Raw genomic sequence first — 22,635 nt, 5'->3', positions numbered from 1 at the left:
CGCTCAGACCCTGACGCCGCGGGCGACGAGATCCTCGCGCAGCTTGCCGGCACCGGTGAAATGCACCGCTTGCCAGCCGGCGGCTTTGGCACCTTCGACGTTAGGGACGGAATCGTCGATGAAGATGGTCGCCGCCGGATCGAGATCGAAGCTCCTGGCATGCGTTTCGTAGATCGCCACGTCCGGCTTGATCAGCTTGACGTCGCCGGAGACCGTCACGCCACGTGGCTTCGTCAGGAAGGGGAATATCGCCTGCGCCTCGCGGAACGTGTCGGAGGCGAAGTTGGTGAGCATGGTGACGTCGTGGCCGTCGGTCATCAGCCCTTCCATGATCGCGACCGTATCTTCGTAGGCGTGCGGCACCATCTCCCGCCAGTATTTGCGGAATGCACGGATTTCTTCGGCGTGATCGGGGTGATCGGCGATCAGCAGCGCTTCGGCCTCGTCCCAGCCGCGGCCGCGATCCTGCTCGATATTCCAGTCCTGGGTGCAGACATTGGCGAAGAACCAGGCGCGCTTTTCCTCGTCGGGAATGACGTGGCTGAAGGGGATATTGGGATCGTAGTGAATGAGCACCTTGCCGATATCGAATACAATATGCCGGATTTCCGTCGTCATTGATGATCCTTGGTCTTATTGAACGCGCGAGGAATAGCCTGTGCGATCGCTTTTTTCATGACAGTTGGCAAGGCTTGGCGCTCAAGATTTGTAACCGCTTCCCACCATCCGTCATCGCCGCCGGCCGCGCCCGAGCGAACCTGCGCGCGCCAGATGGAGAGCCTGAGTTCGAAATGGGTGAAGACGTGCGTGATGCTGCCGCAGGGTTCCCAGTCGGCCACAAATGGAGCGGCGGCGGCTCCTGTCTCGCCGTCGCAACGCGCGGTCCAGCCGGTGGTCGGCACTTCGGTCATGCCGCCGAGAAGCCCGCTATCGACCCGCCGGCGCAGAAGGATCTCGCCATCGGCATTCACCGCCACGAAAGCCGCGCCCTGCCGCAGAGGTCGTTCCTTTTTCGCGGCCTTGACGGGAAAGCGCTCGGGATCGTCGGCAACGAGTGCCTGGCAAAGCTCGCGGAGGGGACAGAGCGCACAGGCCGGACGCTTCGGCGTGCAGATCGTCGCGCCGAGGTCCATCATTCCTTGCGCGAAGTCGCCGGGCCTATCGGCGGGGGTGAGTTCGGCGACCTTCTGCCGGATCAGCGCTTTTGCAGCCGGCAACGGCGTCGAGATCGCGTAGAGCCGGGAAACGACGCGTTCGACATTGCCATCCATGACGGCAGCCTGTCGGTTGAAGGCAATGGCGGCAACAGCCGCCGCGGTGTAATCGCCGATGCCGGGGAGCGCCCTCAGCCCGTCCTCCGTGTCGGGGAAGCGTCCCCCATGGTCGCGCACCACCGCTTCGGCGCACTTCTTCAGGTTGCGCGCCCGCGCGTAATAGCCGAGCCCTGCCCAGGCCGCCATAACTTCATCACTCGGCGCCTCGGCAAGCGCCAGAACCGTCGGCCAGCGCTCGATAAACCTAGCAAAATAGGATTTGACCGCCGGCACGGTCGTTTGCTGCAGCATCACTTCCGAGAGCCAGACGTGATAGGGGTCGGCGCGGTCTCCGCGCGCGGCCATGGGAGGCGACACGCGCCAGGGTAGATCGCGGTGATCGCGGTCGTACCATGACAGCAATATCAGGGATAAGTCTGTTTTCGTCGGCAAGATAGGTGAGGCGTCCCGTGCAATTCGGATGGGGTCGTTCGGCATAAGTCCACTTCAGCCTTTTTCGTCAACGAAAGATTTTGAGGAAGAGGATCGGCGCGAGCTTATCAGTCAGTTCGGCATCGATTACAGGCATTTTTACACCGGCTTCCTCTCAGCCCGGGCGGCTTGACGAGTATTATCTTTTGGCACGACATATATGATAGCGTCTTCCGATAGACGGCGATGTTCATCGCCGCCGCTATGCAGTGTCGAGGGGCAATCCCCTCCGTTCAAAAGAGAGAGTGCCTTGACTGCTGAAACCGGCCGGCAAACGACCAGGCGCAGCCCCAAGCAGATCGCGGAACTGGCAAACGGCATCGTCGATCCGGTGCTTGCCCGTCGCGCCGGGATCAACACGGCCTTGCTCGGTTCATGGGACGAGATCGTCGGCGAGGACTTCGCGGAATGCACGCGCCCGGAAAAGATCGCGTGGGCGAGGCGCGGCGGCAGCCACGAAGGCGGCAACTATCAGCCCGGCGTGCTGACGATTGCCTGCGAGGGCGCGCGGGCGCTCTTCCTGACGCATGCGCAGGGCGAACTCATCCAGCGCATCAACGGTTTTTTCGGCTTCCCCGCCGTCAATCAGATCCGCATCGTCCAGAAGCCGGTGTCTCTTGCCGTCAAGCGATCGCGCAAGCCGGTGCCGCTCAAGGGCGAGGCGGCGCGTAAGCTCGATGCCATGATGGAGGGTATCGAGGAAGGGCGCCTGCACGACGCGGTCAAGCGGCTGGGCACGGCGATGTTCGGGAAGCCGGGGCGCTAGCAGGCCACGCCATTCATATGGCAAACACCGCGACAAAGAACAACGCGGCACGCTGAAGCCCATTCCTTACTGCGATTTAATCTCCGATGCCTTTGACAGGTCACAATTCTTTGAAGAAAGTTTGGGGCTCGTGCCTTGTTAGCGGCAGCGCGCCGTTATATCGCATCAATCTGTCTTACCGCCCATCTGACCCAAGGTGAATCTATGCCGATGCTCGACATGCTCTTGACCAAACGCCGCCTGTTGGGCGGTACAGCGGCGGCCGCCTTCGTGGCGGCATTCGCGCGCTTCGCCGACGCCCAGGAGGCAGCCAAGACCGAGTTGCCGAAGGCCGACGGCGATGTCGACATGAGCGCGGTGCTGAAGCCCGGCCCGCTGCCGGATCTGGCGCTCGGCAAGGACGACGCGAAGGTGACGATCGTCGAATACATGTCGATGACCTGCCCGCACTGCGCGCACTTCGCCACCACCACTTTCGGCGAGATCAAGAAGAAGTACATCGACACCGGCAAGGTGCGCTTCATCATCCGCGAATTCCCGTTCGATCCGCGCGCCGCCGCCGCCTTCATGCTGGCGCGCTGCGCCCCGCCGGAACAGTATTTCCCGATGATCGAAATGATGTTCAAGCAGCAGCCGACGTGGGCTGCGGCCGAGGATGGACGCGCTGCACTGCTTCAGATGTCGAAACTCGCTGGATTTACTGAGGAAAGCTTCAAGGAGTGCTTGACGAACCAGAAGCTTCTGGATGATGTCAACTCGGTTAGGGAACGTGGCACCAAGGAATTCGGCGTTAACGCAACGCCGACCTTCCTGATCAACGGGAAGCGTTACGCGGGAGACATGTCGGTTGATACCATGTCGGCGCTCATCGACAGCCTTCTCTGAACCGCGCCTTTTGAAAGAAGCGGGCGGCGGGAAAACCCGCGCGCCCGTTTTTTTGTTTTTACCTCCCCTTGGGGGCGGAGGTCGCAGCCCATGAAATTCAACAGGCTGCGCCTTGTCGGCTTCAAATCCTTTGTCGAGCCGGCGGAGTTCGTCATCGAGCAGGGGCTGACCGGGGTCGTCGGCCCGAACGGCTGCGGCAAGTCGAACCTTGTCGAAGCGCTGCGCTGGGTAATGGGGGAAAACTCCTACAAGAACATGCGCGCGTCGGGCATGGACGACGTGATCTTCTCCGGCTCCGGCAACCGCCCGGCGCGCAACACCGCGGAAGTCGGGCTCTATCTTGACAATTTCGATCGCACCGCGCCCGCAGCCTTCAACGACAGCGACGAGATCCAGGTGACGCGCCGCATCGAGCGCGAGCAGGGCTCGCTCTACCGCATCAACGGCAAGGAAGCCCGTGCCAAGGATGTGCAGCTTCTCTTCGCCGATGCATCGACAGGCGCCCGTTCGCCATCGATGGTGGGGCAGGGGCGGATCGGCGAACTGATCCAGGCAAAACCACAGGCGAGGCGCCAACTGCTGGAAGAAGCGGCCGGCATCTCCGGCCTGCATTCGCGCCGCCATGAGGCGGAACTTCGCCTGCGTGCCGCCGAAGGCAATCTCGAACGTCTCGACGACGTGACGTCGCAGCTCGAGAGCCAGATCGAAAGCCTGAAGCGGCAGGCCCGCCAGGCGAACCGCTTCAAGATGCTGTCGGCCGACATCCGCGCCCGCGAGGCGATGCTGCTCCATATCCGCTGGGTGCAGGCGAAGGCCGCCGAGGGTGAAGCCGACAGCGCGCTCAACCAGGCGACTGTCGTCGTCGCCGCCAAGGCGCAGGCGCAGATGGAAGCGGCAAAGGCGCAGGGCATCGCCAGCTTCAAGCTGCCCGAGCTGCGCGAGGGCGAGGCGAAGGCAGCCGCGGCGCTGCAACGCCTGCAGATCGCCCGCACGCAACTGGAAGAGGACGTCAACCGCATTCTGCGCCGCCGCGACGAACTCACGCGCCGGCTCGCCCAGCTCGGCGAGGACATTCGCCGCGAGGAGCGCCTGGTCGCCGACAATGCCGCGATTCTCGCAAGGCTTGATGCCGAGGAGAGCGACATTTCCGAGCTTCTGGCCGATTCCGACCGGCTCGCCGAGGAAACGCGCGAAGCCTTCGAAGGCGCCGCGGCAACGCTTTCGGAGAGCGAGCGCCTGCATGCGGGGCTGACGGCCGAGCGCGCCGAGGCTGCTGCCGCTCGCCACCAGCTGGAGCGCGCGATCCGCGAGCTTGCCGATCGCAAGATGCGGCTGGCGCGGCAAATGGAAGAGGCGTCCCGCGAGCTGGAGGCGATCGACCTGCGCATGGCGAGCCTGCCCGATCCGTCGGAAAAGCGCGACCTCGTGGAAGCGGCCGAAGGCGCCGTCGAGGATGCGGAAGCGGCGATCGAGACGGTTGAGGCCGCGCTGGCGCGCACGCGTGGGACGGAGGCGCTGATGCGCGCGCCGGTCGATGCCGCGCGCTCCGGGCTCAACGCGCTGGAAACGGAAGCGCGCACCATCGCGAAAATGCTGTCGGCGGGTGCGGCCGCCGGTAAGTTCCCGCCGGTGGCGGAGGAGTTGAAGGTCGATCGCGGCTTCGAAACCGCGCTGGGCGCCGCTCTCGGAGACGATCTCGAAACGCCGCTCGACCCGGGTGCGCCGGCGCATTGGGCCGGCAACGGCAACGGCGCGGAGGATGCCGCACTGCCTGACGGGGCCGTGCCGCTCGTCGCCCATGTCCGCGCGCCGTCAGCACTTACCCGGCGCCTGAAACAGATCGGGCTCGTTGCGGCCACTGACGCGGAGCGCCTGATGGCGAGCCTCAAGCCCGGCCAACGGCTGGTGACGAAGGACGGCGCGGTTTTCCGCTGGGATGGTCATGTCACCGGTGCCGATGCGCCGAGTGCCGCCGCGCTCCGTCTTGCGCAGAAGAACCGGCTGGCGGAATTGGAAGCCGAGGTCGAGCTCGCGCGCGACGTGCTTACCGAGGCGGAAGATCAATTGGCCGCGGCAGGCGACGCGATCCGTCTCGAAGAGCAGCGCCTTCACTCAGCGCGCGAAACCAGCAGGCTTGCCGCCCGGCATCTGAGCGAGGCCCGCGAGGCGCTGGCGGCAGCCGAGCGTGCGTCCGGCGATCTCGTTCGCCGCCGCGATGTCGTGGCCGAAGCAGTGAGCGGTCTGACGGCGCAGGTGGAAGAGGTCAGCCTTCAGGAAGAAAATGCGCTGATCGAACTCGAGGACGCGCCGGATCTTTCGACGATCGACGAGAAACTCGGAGCGCAGCAGATTGCCGTCGCAACCGATCGCGGTGCGCTTGCCGAGGCGCGTGCACGCCACGAGGGACTGAACCGCGAAAACGACGCCCGCCGCCGCCGTCTGCTTGCCATCGGCGAGGAGCGCGCAAGCTGGCGCCAGCGCGCCGCCGGCGCCGAGGCGCATATCCAGACGCTGCGCGACCGCGAGGAGGAAGCCCGCGAGGAAGCCGCCGACCTCGAACTGGCACCCGACGAATTCGACGACAAGCGCCGGGCGCTCATGACCGAGCTTCAGAAGGCTGAAGCCGCGCGTCGGGCGGCAGCCGATCTTCTCGCCGCTGCCGAGATCGTGCAGCGCGAGGCGGATCACCAAACCGCGGTCGCGCTTTCGGAACTCGCCGAAAGCCGCGAGAAACGTGGCCGCGCGGAGGAGCGTCTGGTTTCCGCCCGCGAAAAGCGCCAGGAAACCGAGGGACGCATTCGCGACGCGCTGAACGTCGCGCCACACGAAGCGCTCCGTCTCGCCGGCCTTTCGGCGGATCAGACGGCGCCGGATCTGCGCGAGGTCGAGCGAGAACTCGAACGCCTGAAAATGGAGCGCGAGCGGCTCGGCGCCGTCAATCTGCGCGCCGAGGAGGAAAGCACGGAGCTCAGCGAACGGCTTGCGGCGCTGATCAAGGAGCGCGACGACGTCATCGACGCGATCCGCAAGCTGCGCGGAGCGATCCAGAGCCTCAACCGCGAGGGCCGGGAGCGGCTGATCGCCGCTTTCGATGTCGTCAACGCACAGTTCCAGCGCCTGTTTACCCATCTCTTCGGTGGCGGCACGGCCGAATTGCAGCTGATCGAGTCCGACGATCCGCTGGAAGCGGGTCTTGAAATCCTTGCCCGCCCGCCCGGCAAGAAGCCGCAGACGATGACGCTGCTGTCGGGCGGCGAGCAGGCGCTGACGGCCATGGCGCTGATCTTCGCCGTCTTCCTCACCAATCCGGCGCCGATTTGCGTTCTGGACGAAGTGGACGCACCGCTCGACGACCACAATGTCGAACGCTACTGCAATCTGATGGACGAGATGGCCGCCTCCACCGAGACCCGCTTCGTCGTCATCACCCACAATCCGATCACCATGGCGCGCATGGATCGCCTCTACGGCGTCACCATGGCCGAGCAGGGCGTATCCCAGCTCGTTTCCGTCGATCTCCAGACAGCGGAACGCTTGCGCGAAATCGCGTGAGCGATTGGCGGGCCTGCGCAAGCCTCTATCGCCCGAACCGCGGCGGCGGGGATCGGTTTGTCCTTTGGTTGGATGTTCTGGGTTGTCAGGCATAAAAAAGCCCGGCCGTGAGGCCGGGCCATCTTCGCCGGTCGGAGGTCAAGACCGGTTCAGAAATTCCGTTCGAAGCGCATGATGCCCGCCCACTGGTCGGTGTCGGCGGCGTCCCAGTTGGTGTAGGACACCTCCGGCTGGATCATGAAATCCTTGACGGGGTTCCATTGAACGTTGGCGGTCGCCGCGAAGATCTTCGAGTCCGTGTAGGCGAACTGCGCGTTGGCGGAGAGCTTGTCGCCCATGGGAACGGTGAAGCCCGTCCAGACCGCCCAATCGCCCCAACCGCAATCGGCGCGATCGACCGGGCAGGCGGCGCCGTTGGAATTGAGGTTCGTGCCGGCGTACTGGTTGAGCTTGTCGCCGTCCGTGTTCCAGCCGCCCATGAGGAAGGCCTTCACGCCGCCGATCGTGACGTCGAAGCGGGCCTTGATGGCGCCTTCCTCGACGATCGAATCATAGCCGCCGACGAGCTTCAGGCCCCAGGTCCCTGCCGAGTAGCCGACGCCCGCGACAATGTTCGGCGCATAGTGGTTGGCCTTGCTGGTCTCCCAGTCGTGGGTGGCCTCGGGATCCGTGTCGCCGAAATAGGTGGCGTTGTCGCTGGAGTTCGAATCTTCCAGCGAGATGACCGCCGAGACGCCGCTGCCGGTGTCGTATTTGTAGGTCAACTGGTTGAGTTCATAGGGGCCGTCATAGATCACGTCGTCGTTGGCGACGTTGCCCGCTTAGCCGACATAGAGGTTGTATTGGGAATCCAGCTTGCCGACGGTGAAACCGCCAAGGCTGATATTGGCGAAAAGCAGCTTTGACTGGGTATCCTCCCCTTCCTGCCATTCGAAGCGCAGGATCGTATTGGTTTTCAGCGGCCCGTATTCCGTATCGGTGGCCGTGTCTAAATTGAGCTCCATGCGGTCGTGCCACAACGTGCCCACCTTCGATGCCGGATCATAGGCGTCACCCCATTCGCCTTCGGTACGAACCTTGCCACCGACCTTGATGCAGGTATCCGTGCCCGGAATGAAGAAATAACCGTGGCCGTAAGCATCGCAGACGCGCACGTAGTCCAGGGGTTCCGGCTCTGCTGCGACGATCGCATCAGCCGCGTACGCACCCGACCCCATGATCAGCGCTGCCGAGGCGCCGAGAATAAGGCTCTTCATCATCTTTTGCTCCAATCGATTGCCGTTTCGGCGCGTGAGCGCCTCAATACGAAGCGCTGCCTACCCGGCCGAAGCACGCTCCCGAATGCCGGCTTGAGCCTCCAGCCCGTCGTTGGCAAGATGATAAGGCAATCAAACTATCGTGTATTATTTTGTTCTGAATTAGTGTTGTGAAAATGTCGCGTTCAGACGCGGCGGTGCTCGTCCCGGCACTGGCCGTGATCGGCAAGGACCTCGATCACCCGGCATTGGTCGACGCGACCGTGGCCGCAGCCTTCGACCATCAGCTCCAGCTCCGTCTTCAAGGCGGTGAGACTGCGGATCCGTTGTTCGATCTCGATCAGGTGAGCCTTGGCAATCGCATCGGCGGTCTCGCACGACTGATCGGGGTCGTTCTGCAGTTTCAACAACGCCCGGATCGCCTCGATCTCGAAGCCGAGTTCGCGCGCATGGCGGATGAAGGCGAGTCGGTCGAGATCGGACCGCTCATAGGAACGCTGGTTGCCGTCGCTGCGTTGGGGTGCACGCATGAGGCCGATGCTTTCGTAATAGCGGATCGTCGGCACCTTTACGCCGCTTGCACGGGCAGCGTCACCAATGGTTATGCGTTTCATGATTTTTCGCCTTGCACCTATAGTCGCTAGAGGATGTAGGAAGAACGCTCCCGAAGAACAAGGAGACGAACGATGGCAGAGGTGGCGGAGGGGGAAGGCAGGCAGGCGCGATACCGCGTGGACGGCATGGACTGCGCCGCCTGCGCCAGGAAGATCGACACCGCCGTCAGAACCATGCCGGGCGTCGAGGACGTCTCCGTTTCCGTCGTTGCCAGCACCATGACGATCCGACACAACGGCGCAAGCGATCTGCCGGCCATCGAGAAGAAAGTGAAGGGCCTCGGCTATTCCGTCGCTCCTCTCACCGAGAGGCAGGTGTCTTCCGCCGCGCATACACACGACGAAGTCTGCGATCACGATCACGATCATGATCACGGGCATGACCACGAGCATGCGGCGCGCCATGATCATCAAATCCACGCCCACGCCGAGGTCGCCGCCACGCACCGGGAGGGGGAGGCGGACGAGGCCTTGGCCTGGTGGCACGGCGGGAAGGGACGACTGACGATCCTTTCCGGCGCGGCGCTGGTCGCCGCCTATATCGTCGGCCATCTCGTGCCGGCGGTTGCGCCCTATGCCTTTTTCGTAGCGATGCTCGTCGGCCTGATACCGATCGCGCGCCGCGCGGTGATGGCAGCGCTTGCCGGTTCGCCGTTTTCGATCGAAATGCTGATGACGATCGCGGCGGTCGGCGCTGTCATCCTCAACGCCGGAGAAGAGGCGGCGACGGTCGTCTTTCTCTTCCTCGTCGGCGAGCTTCTCGAAGGGGTGGCCGCAGGCAAGGCCCGTAAGAGCATACAGTCGCTGACAGCGCTGGTGCCGCAGACGGCGCTCGTCGAGGAGAACGGGCAGACACGGGAAGTGCCCGCCGCGAAACTGAGCGCCGGGGCGGTGGTTCTCGTGCGGCCAGGCGACCGCATTCCCGGCGACGGCACCATCATTGCCGGCGACAGCAGCATCGACGAGGCGTCCGTTACCGGTGAAAGCTCACCGGTCCACAAGAGCGTCGACGAGCAGGTCTTTGCCGGCACCGTCAACGGCAACGGCGCGCTTCGCGTGCGCATAACGGCGGCCGCGGCCGACAACACGATTGCCCGTGTCGTGCGCCTCGTCGAAGAAGCGCAGGAAGCAAAGGCGCCGACCGAGCGCTTCATCGATCGCTTCTCGCGTTACTACACGCCCGGTGTCGTCGCCGTGGCGGCGGCAGTCGCGGTGATGCCGCCGCTGTTTGCCGGCGGCAGCTGGGCGGAATGGATCTACAAGGGGCTCGCGATCCTATTGATCGGTTGCCCTTGCGCGCTGGTGATCTCGACGCCGGCGGCAATCGCCGCCTCGCTTTCGGCCGGCGCGCGTCGCGGCCTGCTTTTGAAGGGCGGCGCGGTGCTTGAAACGCTCGGCAAGATCACCGCCGTGGCGCTCGACAAGACCGGGACGCTCACCTCCGGCAAGCCCCGCGTGACGGATGTCATAAGCTTCGCGCTGCCGGAGGCGGATGTGTTGCGCTTTGCGGCGGCGCTGGAGGTCGGGTCGAGCCATCCGCTGGCGAGCGCCATCCTTTCGGAAGCGGCAGTGCGAGAAATGCCCGTGCCTCCGGCGGCCGGCGCCAAGGCTCTGGGCGGTCTGGGGGTCACCGCGACGGTCGAAGGCCAGCCCGTGTTTCTAGGCTCGCCGCAGGCGGCGTCGGAACGCTGCAACCTTTCGACTGAGGCGACTGCGCGCATCCGGGCACTCAACGATGAAGGCAAGACGGTCTCCGTGCTGATCGTCGGCGACCAGGTGGCAGGCGCGCTCGCCATGCGCGACGAGCCTCGCCCAGACGCCGCCGACGGGCTTCGGGCGCTATCGGCGGCCGGCATCCGCACCGTCATGCTGACGGGCGACAACGAGCGCACCGCAACCGCGATCGGCCGGCAGCTCGGCATTCCCGTTCGCGCGGGTCTGCTGCCTGAGGACAAGCAAAGGATCGTCGGCGAATTGAAAGCCGAGGGGTTGGTGGTCGCAAAGGTTGGCGACGGCATCAACGATGCGCCGGCGCTTGCCGCCGCCGATGTCGGAATTGCCATGGGCGGCGGCGCGGACGTGGCGCTCGAAACGGCTGACGCCGCCATCCTTCACGGTAGGGTCGGCGATATCGCGCGGATGATCAGGCTTTCGAAGCGTACCATGGCCAATATCCGCCAGAACATCACGATCGCGCTCGGGCTGAAGGCTCTGTTTCTCGTGACGACGATCCTCGGCATCACCGGGCTATGGCCGGCAATCCTCGCCGACACCGGCGCCACGGTTCTCGTCACCATGAACGCGCTGCGCCTTCTCAGGCCCATCGAATAGAAGGGTGCGCAAAGAATGGCTCCCGCCACATAAGCGAGAGCCGACTTCGCCTTACGCCGCTGCCTTGAGTGTAAAATCCGCTTCGATCTCATCGTAAGGGACGAAGACTTTGCCTGCCTCGTTTTTCTCGATGATGCCCCATTCGATGAGGGCGGTCACATCTCCATGGACACGCTTGATCCCTCGACCAAGGGAATGGGCAAGGCCCCGAACACTCGACGGCCCGATTTTCTGCAGGTGTTCGATCAGCTCCCAACGCTTGGGCGTGAGGATGGTGAACAGCTGCGCCGGCGAACTGAAGGTGAAAGTCGCAGCCGGATCTAGCGCCTTGCCCGCCTTCCAAGTCGCGGCAAAACGCTCGCCCATGTCGGCGACGGCCGCGAGATCGTCCGGCGCTTGCCGGATTTGAATAACAGCTCGCTTCATCCCTTCAATCTCCTTGTCACTTCGGCCTTCCTGTTGTCATCTATGACAACAGCTTATTTCCCAGTCAAATATGACAACGGTCGCCCCAAGCCTGCTTTTGAGCGGCCGAGCGTGTGGTTTGTTGCCTCGATGCACTCATTTCATGATTTATTGTGCGATGCAGCATTTTGCCATGATTGGCGATTTTCATTCGTCCCGGGATGAACTAAGTTCCAAATCTGGAGCGGGACGGGAAACATGACGAAGTGGGTTTACACATTCGGTGGTGGACGCGCCGAAGGCCGCGCGAGCGATTACGAACGGCTGGGCGGCAAGGGCGCCAATCTCGCTGAAATGTGCACCCTGGGCCTGCCGGTGCCGCCTGGGCTGACGATCGTCGCGGACGCCTGCGACAACTATTACAAGAACGGCCGCAAGCTGCCCGAGGCCCTGAAAGGCGAAGTTGCCGCCGGTCTTTTGCAGATGGAGGCGATCACCGGCCGCCGCTTCGGCGATACCTCAAAGCCGCTGCTGATCTCCGTTCGCTCCGGCGCCCGCGTCTCGATGCCGGGCATGATGGACACGGTACTCAATCTCGGCCTCAACGATCAGACGGTGCAGGCACTTGGCCATGATGCCGGCGATGCGCGTTTTGCCTGGGACAGCTATCGCCGCTTTATCCAGATGTATGCCGACGTCGTCATGGGTCTCGATCACGAGGTGTTCGAGGAAATCCTGGAAGACGAGAAGGCGCATCTCGGTCATGCGCTCGACACCGACCTCTCCGCCGTCGAATGGCAGCATGTCGTTTCGCGCTACAAGGCCGTCATCGAGGAAGAACTCGGCGAGGCCTTCCCGCAGGATCCCGAAGTACAGCTCTGGCGCGCCGTCGGCGCGGTTTTCGCAAGCTGGATGAGCGCGCGCGCCGTCACCTATCGGCTGCTGCACAACATCCCCGAAACCTGGGGGACGGCCGTGAACATCCAGGCGATGGTTTTCGGAAATCTCGGCAACACCTCGGCGACGGGTGTCGCGTTTACGCGCAATCCTTCGAGCGGCGAAAATGAGCTTTACGGCGAGTTCCTCGTCAATGCGCAGGGCGAGGACGTCGTCGCCGGTATAAGGACGCCGCAGAGCATCACCGAGGCAGGACGCATCGCCTCCGGGCTGGAGCGTCCGTCCATGGAAAAGCTGATGCCCGAGGCCTTCGCCGAATTCCGGCATATCTGCAGGCAGCTCGAAGCGCATTACCGGGATATGCAGGATCTCGAATTCACCGTCGAACGCGGCACGCTGTGGATGCTGCAGACGCGCTCTGGCAAGCGCACGACGAAGGCGGCGCTGCGCATCGCCGTCGACATGGTGGCCGATGGAGTGATCACCGAGGACGAGGCGGTTTCCCGCATTGATCCGGCCTCGCTCGACCAGTTGCTGCATCCGACGATCGATCCGCGCGTCAACCGCGAGGTGATCGGCTCTGGCTTGCCGGCCTCGCCGGGTGCGGCGACCGGGGCGATCGTCTTTACCGCCGAGGAGGCGGTGGAAGCTGAGGCGGAAGGTCGCAAGGTCATTCTGGTCCGCGTCGAGACCAGCCCCGAGGATATTCACGGCATGCACGCCGCCGAAGGCGTCCTGACCACCCGCGGCGGCATGACCAGCCACGCTGCCGTCGTCGCCCGCGGCATGGGCATTCCCTGCGTGGTCGGTGCCGGCACGATGCGGCTCGATACGCGCAACGAACGCCTGATGGGTATCGGCATCACGCTGCAGCGTGGCGACGTCATCACGATCGACGGGTCGTCCGGCCAGGTGCTGAAGGGCGAGGTGGCGATGATCCAGCCGGAATTGTCGGGGGATTTCGGCCGCATCATGGGTTGGGCCGACCGCTCGCGGCGCATGACCGTGCGCACCAATGCGGATACCCCGGCGGATGCCCGCGCGGCGCGCTCCTTCGGCGCCGAAGGCATCGGCCTTTGCCGCACGGAGCACATGTTCTTCGAAGGCGACCGCATTCAGGTGATGCGCGAGATGATCCTTGCCGAGAGCGAGGAGGGGCGCCGCGTTGCGCTCGCAAAGCTCTTGCCGATGCAGCGTTCCGATTTCACGCATCTCTTCACGATCATGCACGGCCTGCCGGTGACGATCCGCCTGCTCGACCCCCCGCTGCATGAATTCCTGCCGAAATCGGACGAGGAGATCGCGGAAGTGGCGGCGGCCATGGGCATGGGTGCGGCGCTGCTGCGCCAACGCGTCGATGCGCTGCACGAATTCAACCCGATGCTCGGCCATCGCGGCTGCCGGCTGGCGATTTCCCATCCCGAGATCGTCGAGATGCAGGCCCGCGCCATCTTCGAGGCGGCCATCGACGCCGCGCGCGAGACCGGGGCCGCCGTCGTTCCGGAAATCATGGTGCCGCTGGTCGGGCTGCGTTCGGAGCTCGACTACGTCAAGGCGCGCATCGACGAGGTGGCCGCCAGCGTCATCGGCGAGGCCGGGATGAGGATCGACTATCTGGTCGGCACGATGATCGAGCTGCCGCGCGCCGCCCTTCGCGCCCATGTCATCGCCGAGGCCGCCGAATTCTTCTCCTTCGGTACCAACGATCTTACCCAGACCACGTTCGGCATGTCGCGCGACGACGCGGCCGCCTTTATCCCAACCTACCAGCGCAAGGGCATCATCGAGCACGATCCGTTCATTTCGCTGGATTTCGACGGGGTGGGCGAACTTATCCGCATCGCCGCCGAGCGCGGCAGACAGACCCGCGCAGACATGAAGCTCGGTATCTGCGGCGAACATGGCGGCGATCCGGCCTCGATCCATTTCTGCGAAACGATCGGGCTCGACTACGTCTCCTGCTCGCCGTTCCGCGTGCCGATCGCGCGGCTCGCCGCCGCGCAGGCGGCGATCAAGGCGCGCGGCTGACGGAGCGTATCGGTCGTCCTACCCGTTACCAACGGCGATGGCGGTAATAGCCGGGGCCGGTGCCGACGATGACGGTCGGTCCCCAGTAGAAATCGTCCTGGCCATACATGAAGGCGCGGCTATCGGCGCGTCGTTCCAGATCCTGGTTCATCAGGCAATTGGAAAAGGCTTCGGTTCCGCGCCTGAAGCCGTAGCCGCCGCAGGTCGCCTCGTCGGCGGCGCGGCGGTCCGCGGCGGTCTGGCAGGCGGCAAGCATCAGGGGAAGGCTGAGAAAAACAAGCAAGTTGGCGATGCGCATGGCGGTCCGGGTCCTGGGGGCGCCAAACTTCAAATTGACCGAAGAGCGCCGTAATATCTTAAATCTACTGGATAATTCTATCGCTTATTCGAACCGGATCAAGGCAATTGCTGCGGAGCCTGAGCGCAACAATCAGCCTGCGCCCCAGAGGGGCGCGCAGTTTTCGGCTTCTCTCGGTATCAACGAGGCAGAGGCGTCCGCACGTCTGGACGACCGTCAGTTATGTTCGCGCTCGCGTTCCGGCATCCGCTTCAGAACGTCCACGAAGGCGTCGGCGAAGCGGACAAGATGTTCCGTTTCCTCGTCGGGCTCCTGCAGATGGATTTCCGCGCCGTCCCCGTTGAGGCAGGCGAGCATGACGCGCATATCGCCCGCGCCGTCGGGGACGCGAATGACGCCGATGCGCCGGCAATCGGCAACCAGCCCCGCAGCCGGCAGGTCGAAGAGAAATTCGCCGTCGGCTGCAGTGGCCGTCTTGCGCACCGCGTCGCAGAACGCTTCCTCGCCGCCCTCGAAGCCTTCGAGCGAGAGTTCGAGTTCGAGCAACTCGACCGGGAGCTTATCCGCCGCCGGCTTGGCGCCAACCCGTCCATGGCGCGGTTGCGCGGCTGTTTCCTGTGAGAGCATCCTGAGTTCTCCTCAAGTTTGACCGCCGGTTTGCGCAACGCCCGAGATCGGGCTGATTTCAATATGGACTGCGCAAATACCAAGTTTTACCGCGGTCTTCGCACGTCGATCCGGCGCGCCGCGCAGTAAGAAACAGTAAGAAAACGTGGCAAGCATGACCTTTTTTAGGCATTTAGGCAAGCGTATGCCGTCCGCCCGCAGTTGCGACTGTTCGAGACGCCACGATTGCCGGTCTGGGCGGTTTTGTTTTTGCCGAATCTGCTCTACACAGGGATCTGCCCGCAGCGACCATCCGACGGGCACCGATCAGATGCCCCGATGAGCCCGCCGCAATGAGCATCCGTTTCGACCGTCCCGTTTCGCACGCGGCCTATGCCTCCCGGCCCATCGCTGCCTTTTCATTGGTTCTGAGCTTGCTGGCGCTGCTCGCGCACCGCTTTGGCCCGCTTGCAACGCCTTACATGGTGCTGTTCATCATCGCCGCGGCGGTGCTTGCTCTCCTTTCGGTCGCAATGGCGGCCACCGGCCTCGTTGAGCTCTGGAAGTACGGCGCGCGCGGCGGCGTTCCGGCGTTCAAGGCGCTCGTCTATGCCGCCCCGCCGCTCATCCTCGTCATTTTCGTAGCCGTACGCTACATCATGTTGCCGACGATCTACGATGTATCGACCGATACCGCCGATGCGCCGCAATGGCTGTCGCAGCCGGACGCCCCCCAGATCTGGCTGCCGCGCGACGGCACTATCACGGCAAAGGAAAGAGCCGAGCAGGAGGACGCCTATCCGGGGCTGACGGGCCGGCGCTACGAGGGCGCGATCGACCGCGTTATCGAAGCGGTCCGCAAAGTCGCCAAAGCGAGCAGCATTCGCATCACCAAGACGGCGGGAGACGAGGCCGGAGGACCTGATGTCGACGAGAAACCGAAGCGCAAGCAGGACAATAACGCCGCCGTTGCCGATGCGCCCGATATCGCCGTGCCGGTGCCGACGCCGCGCCCGCTCAGCGACGAAGTTGCCGCGCTGATCCGTCACAATACCGACGTCACGCTGCAGGGCGAAAAGCGCACGCTGATCTTCGGCCTGCACTTCGACGTGCTGATCCGCCTGCGCGAAGAGTCGGAAACGACGCTGGTCGACGTGCGCGTCGCATCGCGCTACGGCCCGCACGACCTCGGCTTCAGCGCCGCGATCGCCGAGAATTACTTAAAGGCACTCGACGCCGAACTGCTGGGGATCGCCGGCGATTGATGCGGCGTCAATGCGCCGGGCGGAAGGCGCCGAGCAGCGACGGCGGCCCGTCGGTCTCGACCAGGCCTTTCCCAACCAGGTCTTCCAGATGGGCAAGCACGGAGAGGGCGGCTGCGCCATGCAGGCGCGGATCGGTCTCGCGATAGATGATCTTGACCATGTCGGCAATCAGCCGGTCGCCGGCCTTGATGCGCTCGAGCACGGCGCGTTCGCGCATGCGCCGATGCGCGCGAAGACCCCGCAAGAAGGATCTGGGCTCCTTCACCGGACCGCCGTGGCCGGGAAAGAAGATGCGATCGTCACGCGCAAGCAGGCGCTCGAGCGAGGCCATGTAGTCGGCCATCGCGCCGTCGGGAGGCGCCACGATCGTCGTCGCCCAGGCCATCACGTGGTCGGCGGAAAAGACGATGCCGGCGTCGTCAAGCGCAAAGCATGCGTGGTTTGCGGTATGGCCTGGGGTGTTGAGCGCCGTCAGCCGCCAGCCGTCGCCAACGAGGGCTTCACTGTCGGCAAGGGCAATATCCGGCAGGAACTCCATATCCGAGCTCTCCGCGAACGGATTGACCTCGCCGACATGAAGCGGCCTTGCGGCGCGATGCGGCCCTTCGCCGACGATCAGCGCACCGGTTGCCGCCTTCAGTCGCCGGGAGAGGGGGGAATGGTCGCGATGCGTGTGGCTGACGACGATATGGGTGACCTCGCGCCCCGCAAGGGCCGCCATCAGCGCCTGAAAATGCGCCTCGTTTTCCGGCCCCGGATCGATCACGGCAACGGAGGAGGTCCCGACGATATAGCTGTTGGTACCGTGAAAGGTGAAAGCGCTCGGATTGTTGACGGTCAGCCGCTCGACGCCCGGCGCAACCGGAACGGCGCGCCCATAAGCAGGCTCGAAGGAGAGGTCGAAGTCCGGATCGTCCTTGGCCATCGGTTACTTATACTCGATCTCGATGAAGGACATCGGCCCCGAGCCGGCATTGACGACATTGTGCTCGATGCCGGCCTCGCGGCGATAGGCCGCCCCCTGGGCGATATCGACGCGCCGGCTTCCCCCGGGCTCTTCCAGCAAAAACTGACAGTCCGTCATCGGCACGACGACATAGCCGAGCCCGTGCACGTGATGGCCGGTATCGGCACCCGGCTCGAAATCCCAGCGGGTGATCCTGACGACCTGATCGTCGACAAGTACCGTAGAAACGGCGGGCGGACGGGCGCGATACTGGCTCATGATATCTCCGGAAATTTTGACCCTGACCTAGCACGGGCTTTGCCCCGTCGCACAGAAATATGCACCTTCCCAAAACATAATGATTGTGAGCCGAAGCGACCTTTGCTAATCAGGCGTCGATTTCGCGACAACGATGTTGCGATCTCTATTTGGTGGGGCGTAGCCAAGCGGTAAGGCAGCGGTTTTTGGTACCGCCATCCCCTGGTTCGAATCCAGGCGCCCCAGCCATCGTCCGCACCGCAACCCCGACGACTGCATCAGGCCCATTTGGACTAGCTAGATCGGGCCTCTACACCTTTGCCCGTGACGCCCTATCGTTTGCGTTCGTCTGTCTGGTGAAACCGAGGGGTCGCGCAGATGAAGCGTCTTCTGTTTTATCTGCTGGCGGCATGTCTTGCGGGTACCACCGCGGCGTCGGCGGATGAGTTTAAAATTGGGATTATTGTGCCCTCCTTTGGCGACCCGCTGTCACGGGAGATCATCGCAGGGGTGGAGCAGGCTGTAACTGATATCAATAATGCAGGCGGCATCAATGGCGAGCGGGTATCGCTTGAGTCCAGTGCGGATGGATCTTCTACCCGGTCGCATTTGGGGATCATGGAGCGATTTAGCGACGAGAGCATTCGTTTCGTCATTGCCGACATACGCTCCTCCGATTTCTATCACAGCGTCTCCGCTCCATACGCAAAACGAGCGATGCTTCTCTTCCTGACCGTTCCCGGTGCAGGGCTTGGGCCGACAGACAGAAGTCTCTGGAACACGTTCAGGATCAGCAAGAGCGACGATCAGGAAGCCGCATTGGCCATGAAGCCGTTCCATCCGCGAAAGGGTCACAACGGCCGCCAAAATGCCAAACCCGATGCCAATGTTGCCCAGGTCTATGACGCCTATGGCTACGCAGCGCTTCAAGTCATCGTGGACGGTGTGAAACAGGCCGGGTCAACGGAGGTAAGGTCCGTCGCCACAGCCCTTCATGATGGATATTCCGTCGATACGGTCCTTGGAAGCGTCGTTTTCGACGGGAAGGGCGACATAGCCAATCGCTGACAGGCGCAAGCTGGAAAACCAGCATCGGATGCGGTTTCAAATTCCATCGTTCGCGGTTGGCTCCCCGCAGTTGGCGCGAAGCGGAAGTCAGACGTTCCTGTCGAGCGTCCCTATCAGAACCCTGTTGCCTTCCTTGTTGCCGCACTCGCATCTAAGTTTGTGCGGCAAATTCAACAGGTATTGGTCGCCCCATTCCCGCTGGACCGTGCGCTTGTCGAGCCACACGAGGCGGCCGCATTTCCCGCATCGGGCACCTAACACCTCCCATTCGCGAAGCCCTCTCAACGTCTCGTATTGCTTGCCGTCGTGTTCGCGAAACGAAGACGGCCGAACCGGTGCGGTTAGGTCTATGCCGCGACGGTGTTTCATGATCGTGCGCCTTGAGAGAGATAGGAACTGATTCCGGATCGCTGGAATTTGTTCCTATTTTGTTCTTAATTTAGCGAAAGTCAATCTAACGCTTCAGAACCCTTAGTTCCGCGCCTTGCGCCACCCAGCCGTGCGTGCCTCTTCCTCCGTGCAAAACCAACGCTCGCCGTATTCCGGCGAGATCTTCGTGACAGCGTAGTGCTCTTGGCCGGGAACGTGATAGATGCGTTCCCCGCTGTCGATGCTGATATTGCCCTTGATGTCGCAGCCCTGCGCCGTCGCGGTGACGGAGTTGGCAAGGCTGCCGGCGATGTGGAAACCGGCCGCGCCCACCAGCGCGACGCTTACAAATGCGCCCGGCGCGGCTTTTGCCAAAGCAACGATGGGATGCTTCTTCTTCTTGGGCTTCCAATACTGACGAGGGTTGCGCATCTTGAGATCTCCTACCTCCCGTGAAGGTAGCGCCTACCCCATAGATACATTGTTACTTTGATTGCTAAAATACTAAGTGCTTACGCAAAAATATTCGCCGTAAAGTTGGAATTTACTTTCGCGCACGAACGGCGGCTGTTATTTCATCGCGCACTGGAAATGCGGAGCGTTGCGGCTCGCCGACTTGATTGTCTCCGCAAGTGTCATAGCTAACGACTCCCTGCCGGGGGTAATCCGGTGTAACGACAAGGGGCCCAATCAATGAGCATATTCAGTTCGATCAAGGAAAAGCTCTTCGGCAAGGCCGCCGCTGCCGCGCCTGTCAACATCGCCGCTGCGGCACCGGTCGCGACCGAGGCGGCAAAGCCCGCAAGCGCGAGCGCTGCCGCGCCGGCCGCCACGCCGGCACCCACGGCAGCTGCGCCAGCCGCTGCCGCGCCTGCTTCACCCGCGGCCGCCGCGGCCCCGGTGGATGTCGCTGCGATCCTGGATGCCGCCGTGAAGAAGAATGGCCAAAAACTGGAGTGGCGTCATTCCATCGTCGATATGATGAAGGCCCTCGATCTTGATTCAAGCCTTACGGCCCGCAAGGAACTTGCGGACGAACTGCACTACACGGGCGACAAGAACGATTCGGCGACGATGAATGTCTGGCTACACAAGGCGCTCATGAAGGCGCTTGCCGAACATGGCGGTAAGGTTCCCGTTGAGTTGCTCGACTGATCGACGGGAAACCGCCGATCTTCTGAACCGGCCCCGAATATGTGCCCGACCTTATGGGGTCGGGACACGCCATCGGCGCGTTTGGACTGATGACAAACGCGTCGCCGTGCGAGCGTTGAAAGCACAACGGCCTTCCGGCGAAAGAGGACGGCATCCAACATCTCGATAGCGTTGGATGCCGGACCAACCCTCTGGCTTGACCCGAGGACGGAATGGCGGAACGACAGTGTCGTTCGGGCTTTAGCCCTCGGCGGCCGGCGTTGTCGTCGGCGTCGCGGGCGGTGGCGTCGTCGGCGCGAGCAGTTCGGCGCAGTACGAGCCGCCGTTCGAACCGGGGACGTCGCCGAGGATGCGGATGGCGCGGATCGTATAGTCGGGGGAGGTGACGATGTCGGCCTTGCAGCTCGCATGGATCTGGCGCGTCGCGCCGGCCTGGCCGGCTACCGGAATGCGGATCTTGTTGTAGCCGCCGCGCCAGGTGTAGATGCGGCTGCCGCCTTCGTCGCGGTCGCTGGTCGGCGGGCCGAAACTTGCGAAAAAGCGACCGGCGGATTGTCCGACCCAGCGCTCGTCGATCGGGCTCTTGACCGGCGCGATGAAGGAAGGGGTGGGAGTGGTGGTGGTGCATCCGGCAAGTGCCAGCATCAGCCCGGCCGCGGTAAGGGTGCGCATTGTCATCGTATCGTCCTTGAAAATCTGTCGTCGCCCGTACGAAGGCCGGCGCGCCCGTCAATCGCTGTCGCTTCGGCCTGTCCTTCCAAGCGCTTTAGCGCCAATGCGGCGAAAAGAAAATTGTCATTTCCGGTAGATAGCGCGATTTGCCACAGGTGTTGCCGCTTGTGCACGCTCAAGCCCGCTCCGGCCCTCGGCGGCGCGCTCATAAACGCAAACCGCGCCGTCGAAAACCGACATATTTTTCGACATTGACGCTTGTGCAACTAAAATAGCTGGTCTATAGAGGCGCCGCTGGTCACGGAGTGTAGCGCAGTCTGGTAGCGCACCACGTTCGGGACGTGGGGGTCGAGTGTTCGAATCACTCCACTCCGACCAGCCGATAACTTCTTGATAACGCAAGAGATTATTTTTCTTCCCGAGTTTCCTCCGTTCTCTGTGTCTCCGCATTGAACTTCCAAACGTCTCGCGGCGGCAAGCCACCGACACGAATACTCTACGCCGCGTCGGTAGCTTTCGTCCCAGCCACAGAGACGACGCTATCCGGCCCCGCTGATTCGCAAAATCCTCCGAAAGAGGTAGCCCCCTCAATTGCCAAACGCTGTGGCCAGGAGGCAACTCCCGCGCGCTTGACTCATTCGCTCATGAGAACGTAACGGGAATATACGATGCCGAGTCAAGCCGGCCGATAGCGTAAATCCGCGTCCACCGTCAGGTGCTTGCGGTAGCTCGCATCCGCTACGCATCCCCGCATGGATCGGAAACTTCGAGATGCTGGGAGCTACACCTTCTCCAGCGGGAGGTGAGGCAACGGTGGAAGCGATACGGTGATGTCGTCGCCTGCGGTTACCATCCCACCTTTGAGGACGATCGTCATGATGCCCGCCTTGAGAATGATGCCGCCGTCCGGCTTTTTGCCGAGGACGGCGTTGAGAAGACCTGGCTGGAACTTGTCGATCTGCGAACAGGGATTGCGCAGCCCTGTCACTTCCAGTTCGACGTCCGCTCCAAGTTTCAGCACGGCGCCGCGGGGCAGCGACAGCAGGTCGACACCGCGGGTAGTTACGTTTTCACCGAGATCGGCCGGTCCGACAGTGAACCCCTTCTCGACGAGCTCATCGAAAAGCTCGGCTTGCATCAGGTGAACCTGCCGCAGGTTCGGCTGGGTTGGGTCGAACCGAACACGGGACCGGTGTTTCACGGTTTTGCCCAGGTGCGCATCGCCTTCGACGCCCAGGCCGGCGAGGACATGAATTTCTTCCGCCTTCTTCTTCGAGAAGCGGTGCTTGTCGTCCGCCGCCACTGCGATCACGCGTGCATTCCCCATCAGCTACCTCCTGCCGTTAGACCGTTTCCGTTTTTCTTCGAAACCACAGTACACGACAGTGTATCGGCGGGCGGCGCGATATGATGGAATGGAGGATTCTTCAGCAAAAGGATCCTTCGATGACCACCAGCCTTCGCACCGCCCTGATGAGTTGTTTAGCGCCGCATTTGGGTTTGAGCAAATCCCGCCTTG

The 22,635-nt window shown here is 63.0% G+C and carries 20 protein-coding genes, 2 tRNA genes and 1 pseudogene; 10 read left to right on the top strand and 13 right to left on the bottom strand.

The annotated features are described in order from the left end of the window. Positions 1–3: 3 nt before the first annotated feature. Together AB4048_RS21135 and mutY are read right to left on the bottom strand one after the other, a co-directional pair. Positions 4–618 carry an HAD family hydrolase gene (locus tag AB4048_RS21135; RefSeq protein ID WP_442203951.1) on the bottom strand — a complete coding sequence of 205 codons (615 nt, stop codon included), beginning with the start codon at positions 616–618 and terminating at the stop codon, positions 4–6. Then, complete coding sequence (gene mutY / locus AB4048_RS21130) at positions 615–1,706, bottom strand: A/G-specific adenine glycosylase (RefSeq protein ID WP_442203950.1); 1,092 nt, start codon at positions 1,704–1,706, stop codon at positions 615–617. Before mutY ends, AB4048_RS21135 begins: the two co-directional genes overlap by 4 nt. A gap of 289 nt (positions 1,707–1,995) precedes the next feature. Here mutY and AB4048_RS21125 point away from each other — a divergent pair, with 289 nt between their 5' ends. The 3 genes from AB4048_RS21125 to smc all read left to right on the top strand — a co-directional run bounded on the left by AB4048_RS21125 (position 1,996) and on the right by smc (position 6,948). Beyond that, complete coding sequence (locus AB4048_RS21125; RefSeq protein WP_442203949.1) at positions 1,996–2,511, top strand: DUF721 domain-containing protein; 516 nt, start codon at positions 1,996–1,998, stop codon at positions 2,509–2,511. A gap of 204 nt (positions 2,512–2,715) precedes the next feature. Continuing rightward, positions 2,716–3,396: a DsbA family protein gene (locus tag AB4048_RS21120; RefSeq protein ID WP_442203948.1), complete on the top strand. Its 681-nt coding sequence runs from the start codon at positions 2,716–2,718 to the stop codon at positions 3,394–3,396. Between the two features lie 90 nt (positions 3,397–3,486). Further along, positions 3,487–6,948 (top strand): chromosome segregation protein SMC, encoded by a 3,462-nt coding sequence (smc, locus tag AB4048_RS21115; protein ID WP_442203947.1) that lies wholly within the window; start codon positions 3,487–3,489, stop codon positions 6,946–6,948. 149 nt (positions 6,949–7,097) lie between these two features. Here the strand turns inward: smc and AB4048_RS21110 are convergent. Then, a pseudogene (locus AB4048_RS21110) lies at positions 7,098–8,207 on the bottom strand (porin). A 182-nt stretch (positions 8,208–8,389) separates the two neighbouring features. Then, positions 8,390–8,818 carry a MerR family transcriptional regulator gene (locus tag AB4048_RS21105; RefSeq protein WP_442203946.1) on the bottom strand — a complete coding sequence of 143 codons (429 nt, stop codon included), beginning with the start codon at positions 8,816–8,818 and terminating at the stop codon, positions 8,390–8,392. Positions 8,819–8,890: 72 nt separating this feature from the next. Between AB4048_RS21105 and AB4048_RS21100 the strand changes: the two genes are divergently transcribed. Further along, positions 8,891–11,149, top strand: a complete 2,259-nt coding sequence (locus AB4048_RS21100) for a heavy metal translocating P-type ATPase (RefSeq protein ID WP_442203945.1) — start codon at positions 8,891–8,893, stop codon at positions 11,147–11,149. A gap of 51 nt (positions 11,150–11,200) precedes the next feature. Here the strand turns inward: AB4048_RS21100 and AB4048_RS21095 are convergent, their stop codons facing one another. Then, entirely contained in the window at positions 11,201–11,575 is a 375-nt protein-coding gene (locus AB4048_RS21095; RefSeq protein ID WP_442203944.1) for an HVO_A0114 family putative DNA-binding protein, read from the bottom strand. Positions 11,576–11,812: 237 nt separating this feature from the next. On the opposite strand from AB4048_RS21095, the gene ppdK reads away from it, so the two are divergent. Further along, positions 11,813–14,479: a pyruvate, phosphate dikinase gene (ppdK, locus tag AB4048_RS21090; protein WP_442203943.1), complete on the top strand. Its 2,667-nt coding sequence runs from the start codon at positions 11,813–11,815 to the stop codon at positions 14,477–14,479. A gap of 25 nt (positions 14,480–14,504) precedes the next feature. On the opposite strand, the gene AB4048_RS21085 is transcribed toward ppdK, so the two are convergent. Continuing rightward, a complete protein-coding gene (locus tag AB4048_RS21085) occupies positions 14,505–14,777 on the bottom strand; it encodes a hypothetical protein (RefSeq protein WP_442203942.1) in 273 nt (90 codons plus the stop codon). Between the two features lie 216 nt (positions 14,778–14,993). Then, entirely contained in the window at positions 14,994–15,404 is a 411-nt protein-coding gene (locus AB4048_RS21080; RefSeq protein WP_442203941.1) for a hypothetical protein, read from the bottom strand. 332 nt (positions 15,405–15,736) lie between these two features. Here AB4048_RS21080 and AB4048_RS21075 point away from each other — a divergent pair, with 332 nt between their 5' ends. Next, entirely contained in the window at positions 15,737–16,648 is a 912-nt protein-coding gene (locus tag AB4048_RS21075; protein WP_442203940.1) for a DUF1499 domain-containing protein, read from the top strand. A gap of 7 nt (positions 16,649–16,655) precedes the next feature. On the opposite strand, the gene AB4048_RS21070 is transcribed toward AB4048_RS21075, so the two are convergent. Both AB4048_RS21070 and AB4048_RS21065 read right to left on the bottom strand, forming a co-directional pair. Next, positions 16,656–17,573, bottom strand: a complete 918-nt coding sequence (locus AB4048_RS21070; protein WP_442203939.1) for an MBL fold metallo-hydrolase — start codon at positions 17,571–17,573, stop codon at positions 16,656–16,658. 3 nt (positions 17,574–17,576) lie between these two features. Further along, complete coding sequence (locus tag AB4048_RS21065; RefSeq protein WP_442203938.1) at positions 17,577–17,873, bottom strand: cupin domain-containing protein; 297 nt, start codon at positions 17,871–17,873, stop codon at positions 17,577–17,579. Positions 17,874–18,026: 153 nt separating this feature from the next. Between AB4048_RS21065 and AB4048_RS21060 the strand changes: the two genes are divergently transcribed. Next, positions 18,027–18,101 (top strand) — tRNA-Gln (locus tag AB4048_RS21060). Positions 18,102–18,230: 129 nt separating this feature from the next. Then, the gene (locus AB4048_RS21055; protein ID WP_442203937.1) at positions 18,231–18,920 is read left to right on the top strand and encodes an ABC transporter substrate-binding protein; all 690 of its coding nucleotides are present in this window, start codon (positions 18,231–18,233) and stop codon (positions 18,918–18,920) included. 87 nt (positions 18,921–19,007) lie between these two features. On the opposite strand, the gene AB4048_RS21050 is transcribed toward AB4048_RS21055, so the two are convergent. Together AB4048_RS21050 and AB4048_RS21045 are read right to left on the bottom strand one after the other, a co-directional pair. Next, entirely contained in the window at positions 19,008–19,289 is a 282-nt protein-coding gene (locus AB4048_RS21050; protein ID WP_442203936.1) for a hypothetical protein, read from the bottom strand. 102 nt (positions 19,290–19,391) lie between these two features. Continuing rightward, positions 19,392–19,721 (bottom strand): sunset domain-containing protein, encoded by a 330-nt coding sequence (locus AB4048_RS21045; protein ID WP_442203935.1) that lies wholly within the window; start codon positions 19,719–19,721, stop codon positions 19,392–19,394. Between the two features lie 261 nt (positions 19,722–19,982). Here AB4048_RS21045 and AB4048_RS21040 point away from each other — a divergent pair, with 261 nt between their 5' ends. After that, complete coding sequence (locus tag AB4048_RS21040; RefSeq protein WP_442203934.1) at positions 19,983–20,444, top strand: DUF3597 domain-containing protein; 462 nt, start codon at positions 19,983–19,985, stop codon at positions 20,442–20,444. Between the two features lie 240 nt (positions 20,445–20,684). Here the strand turns inward: AB4048_RS21040 and AB4048_RS21035 are convergent, their stop codons facing one another. Continuing rightward, positions 20,685–21,122, bottom strand: a complete 438-nt coding sequence (locus AB4048_RS21035) for a hypothetical protein (RefSeq protein ID WP_442203933.1) — start codon at positions 21,120–21,122, stop codon at positions 20,685–20,687. A gap of 295 nt (positions 21,123–21,417) precedes the next feature. Here AB4048_RS21035 and AB4048_RS21030 point away from each other — a divergent pair. Then, positions 21,418–21,494, top strand: a tRNA-Pro gene (locus AB4048_RS21030). Positions 21,495–21,897: 403 nt separating this feature from the next. Here the strand turns inward: AB4048_RS21030 and AB4048_RS21025 are convergent. Beyond that, a complete protein-coding gene (locus tag AB4048_RS21025) occupies positions 21,898–22,443 on the bottom strand; it encodes an MOSC domain-containing protein (protein WP_442203932.1) in 546 nt (181 codons plus the stop codon). Positions 22,444–22,635 lie beyond the last annotated feature (192 nt).

The organism is Rhizobium sp. RAF56, assembly GCF_052113965.1.
Taxonomy (GTDB): domain Bacteria; phylum Pseudomonadota; class Alphaproteobacteria; order Rhizobiales; family Rhizobiaceae; genus Rhizobium.
The sequence above is the reverse complement of the archived record's forward strand: the minus strand, read 5'-3'. Positions and strand labels throughout refer to the sequence as shown.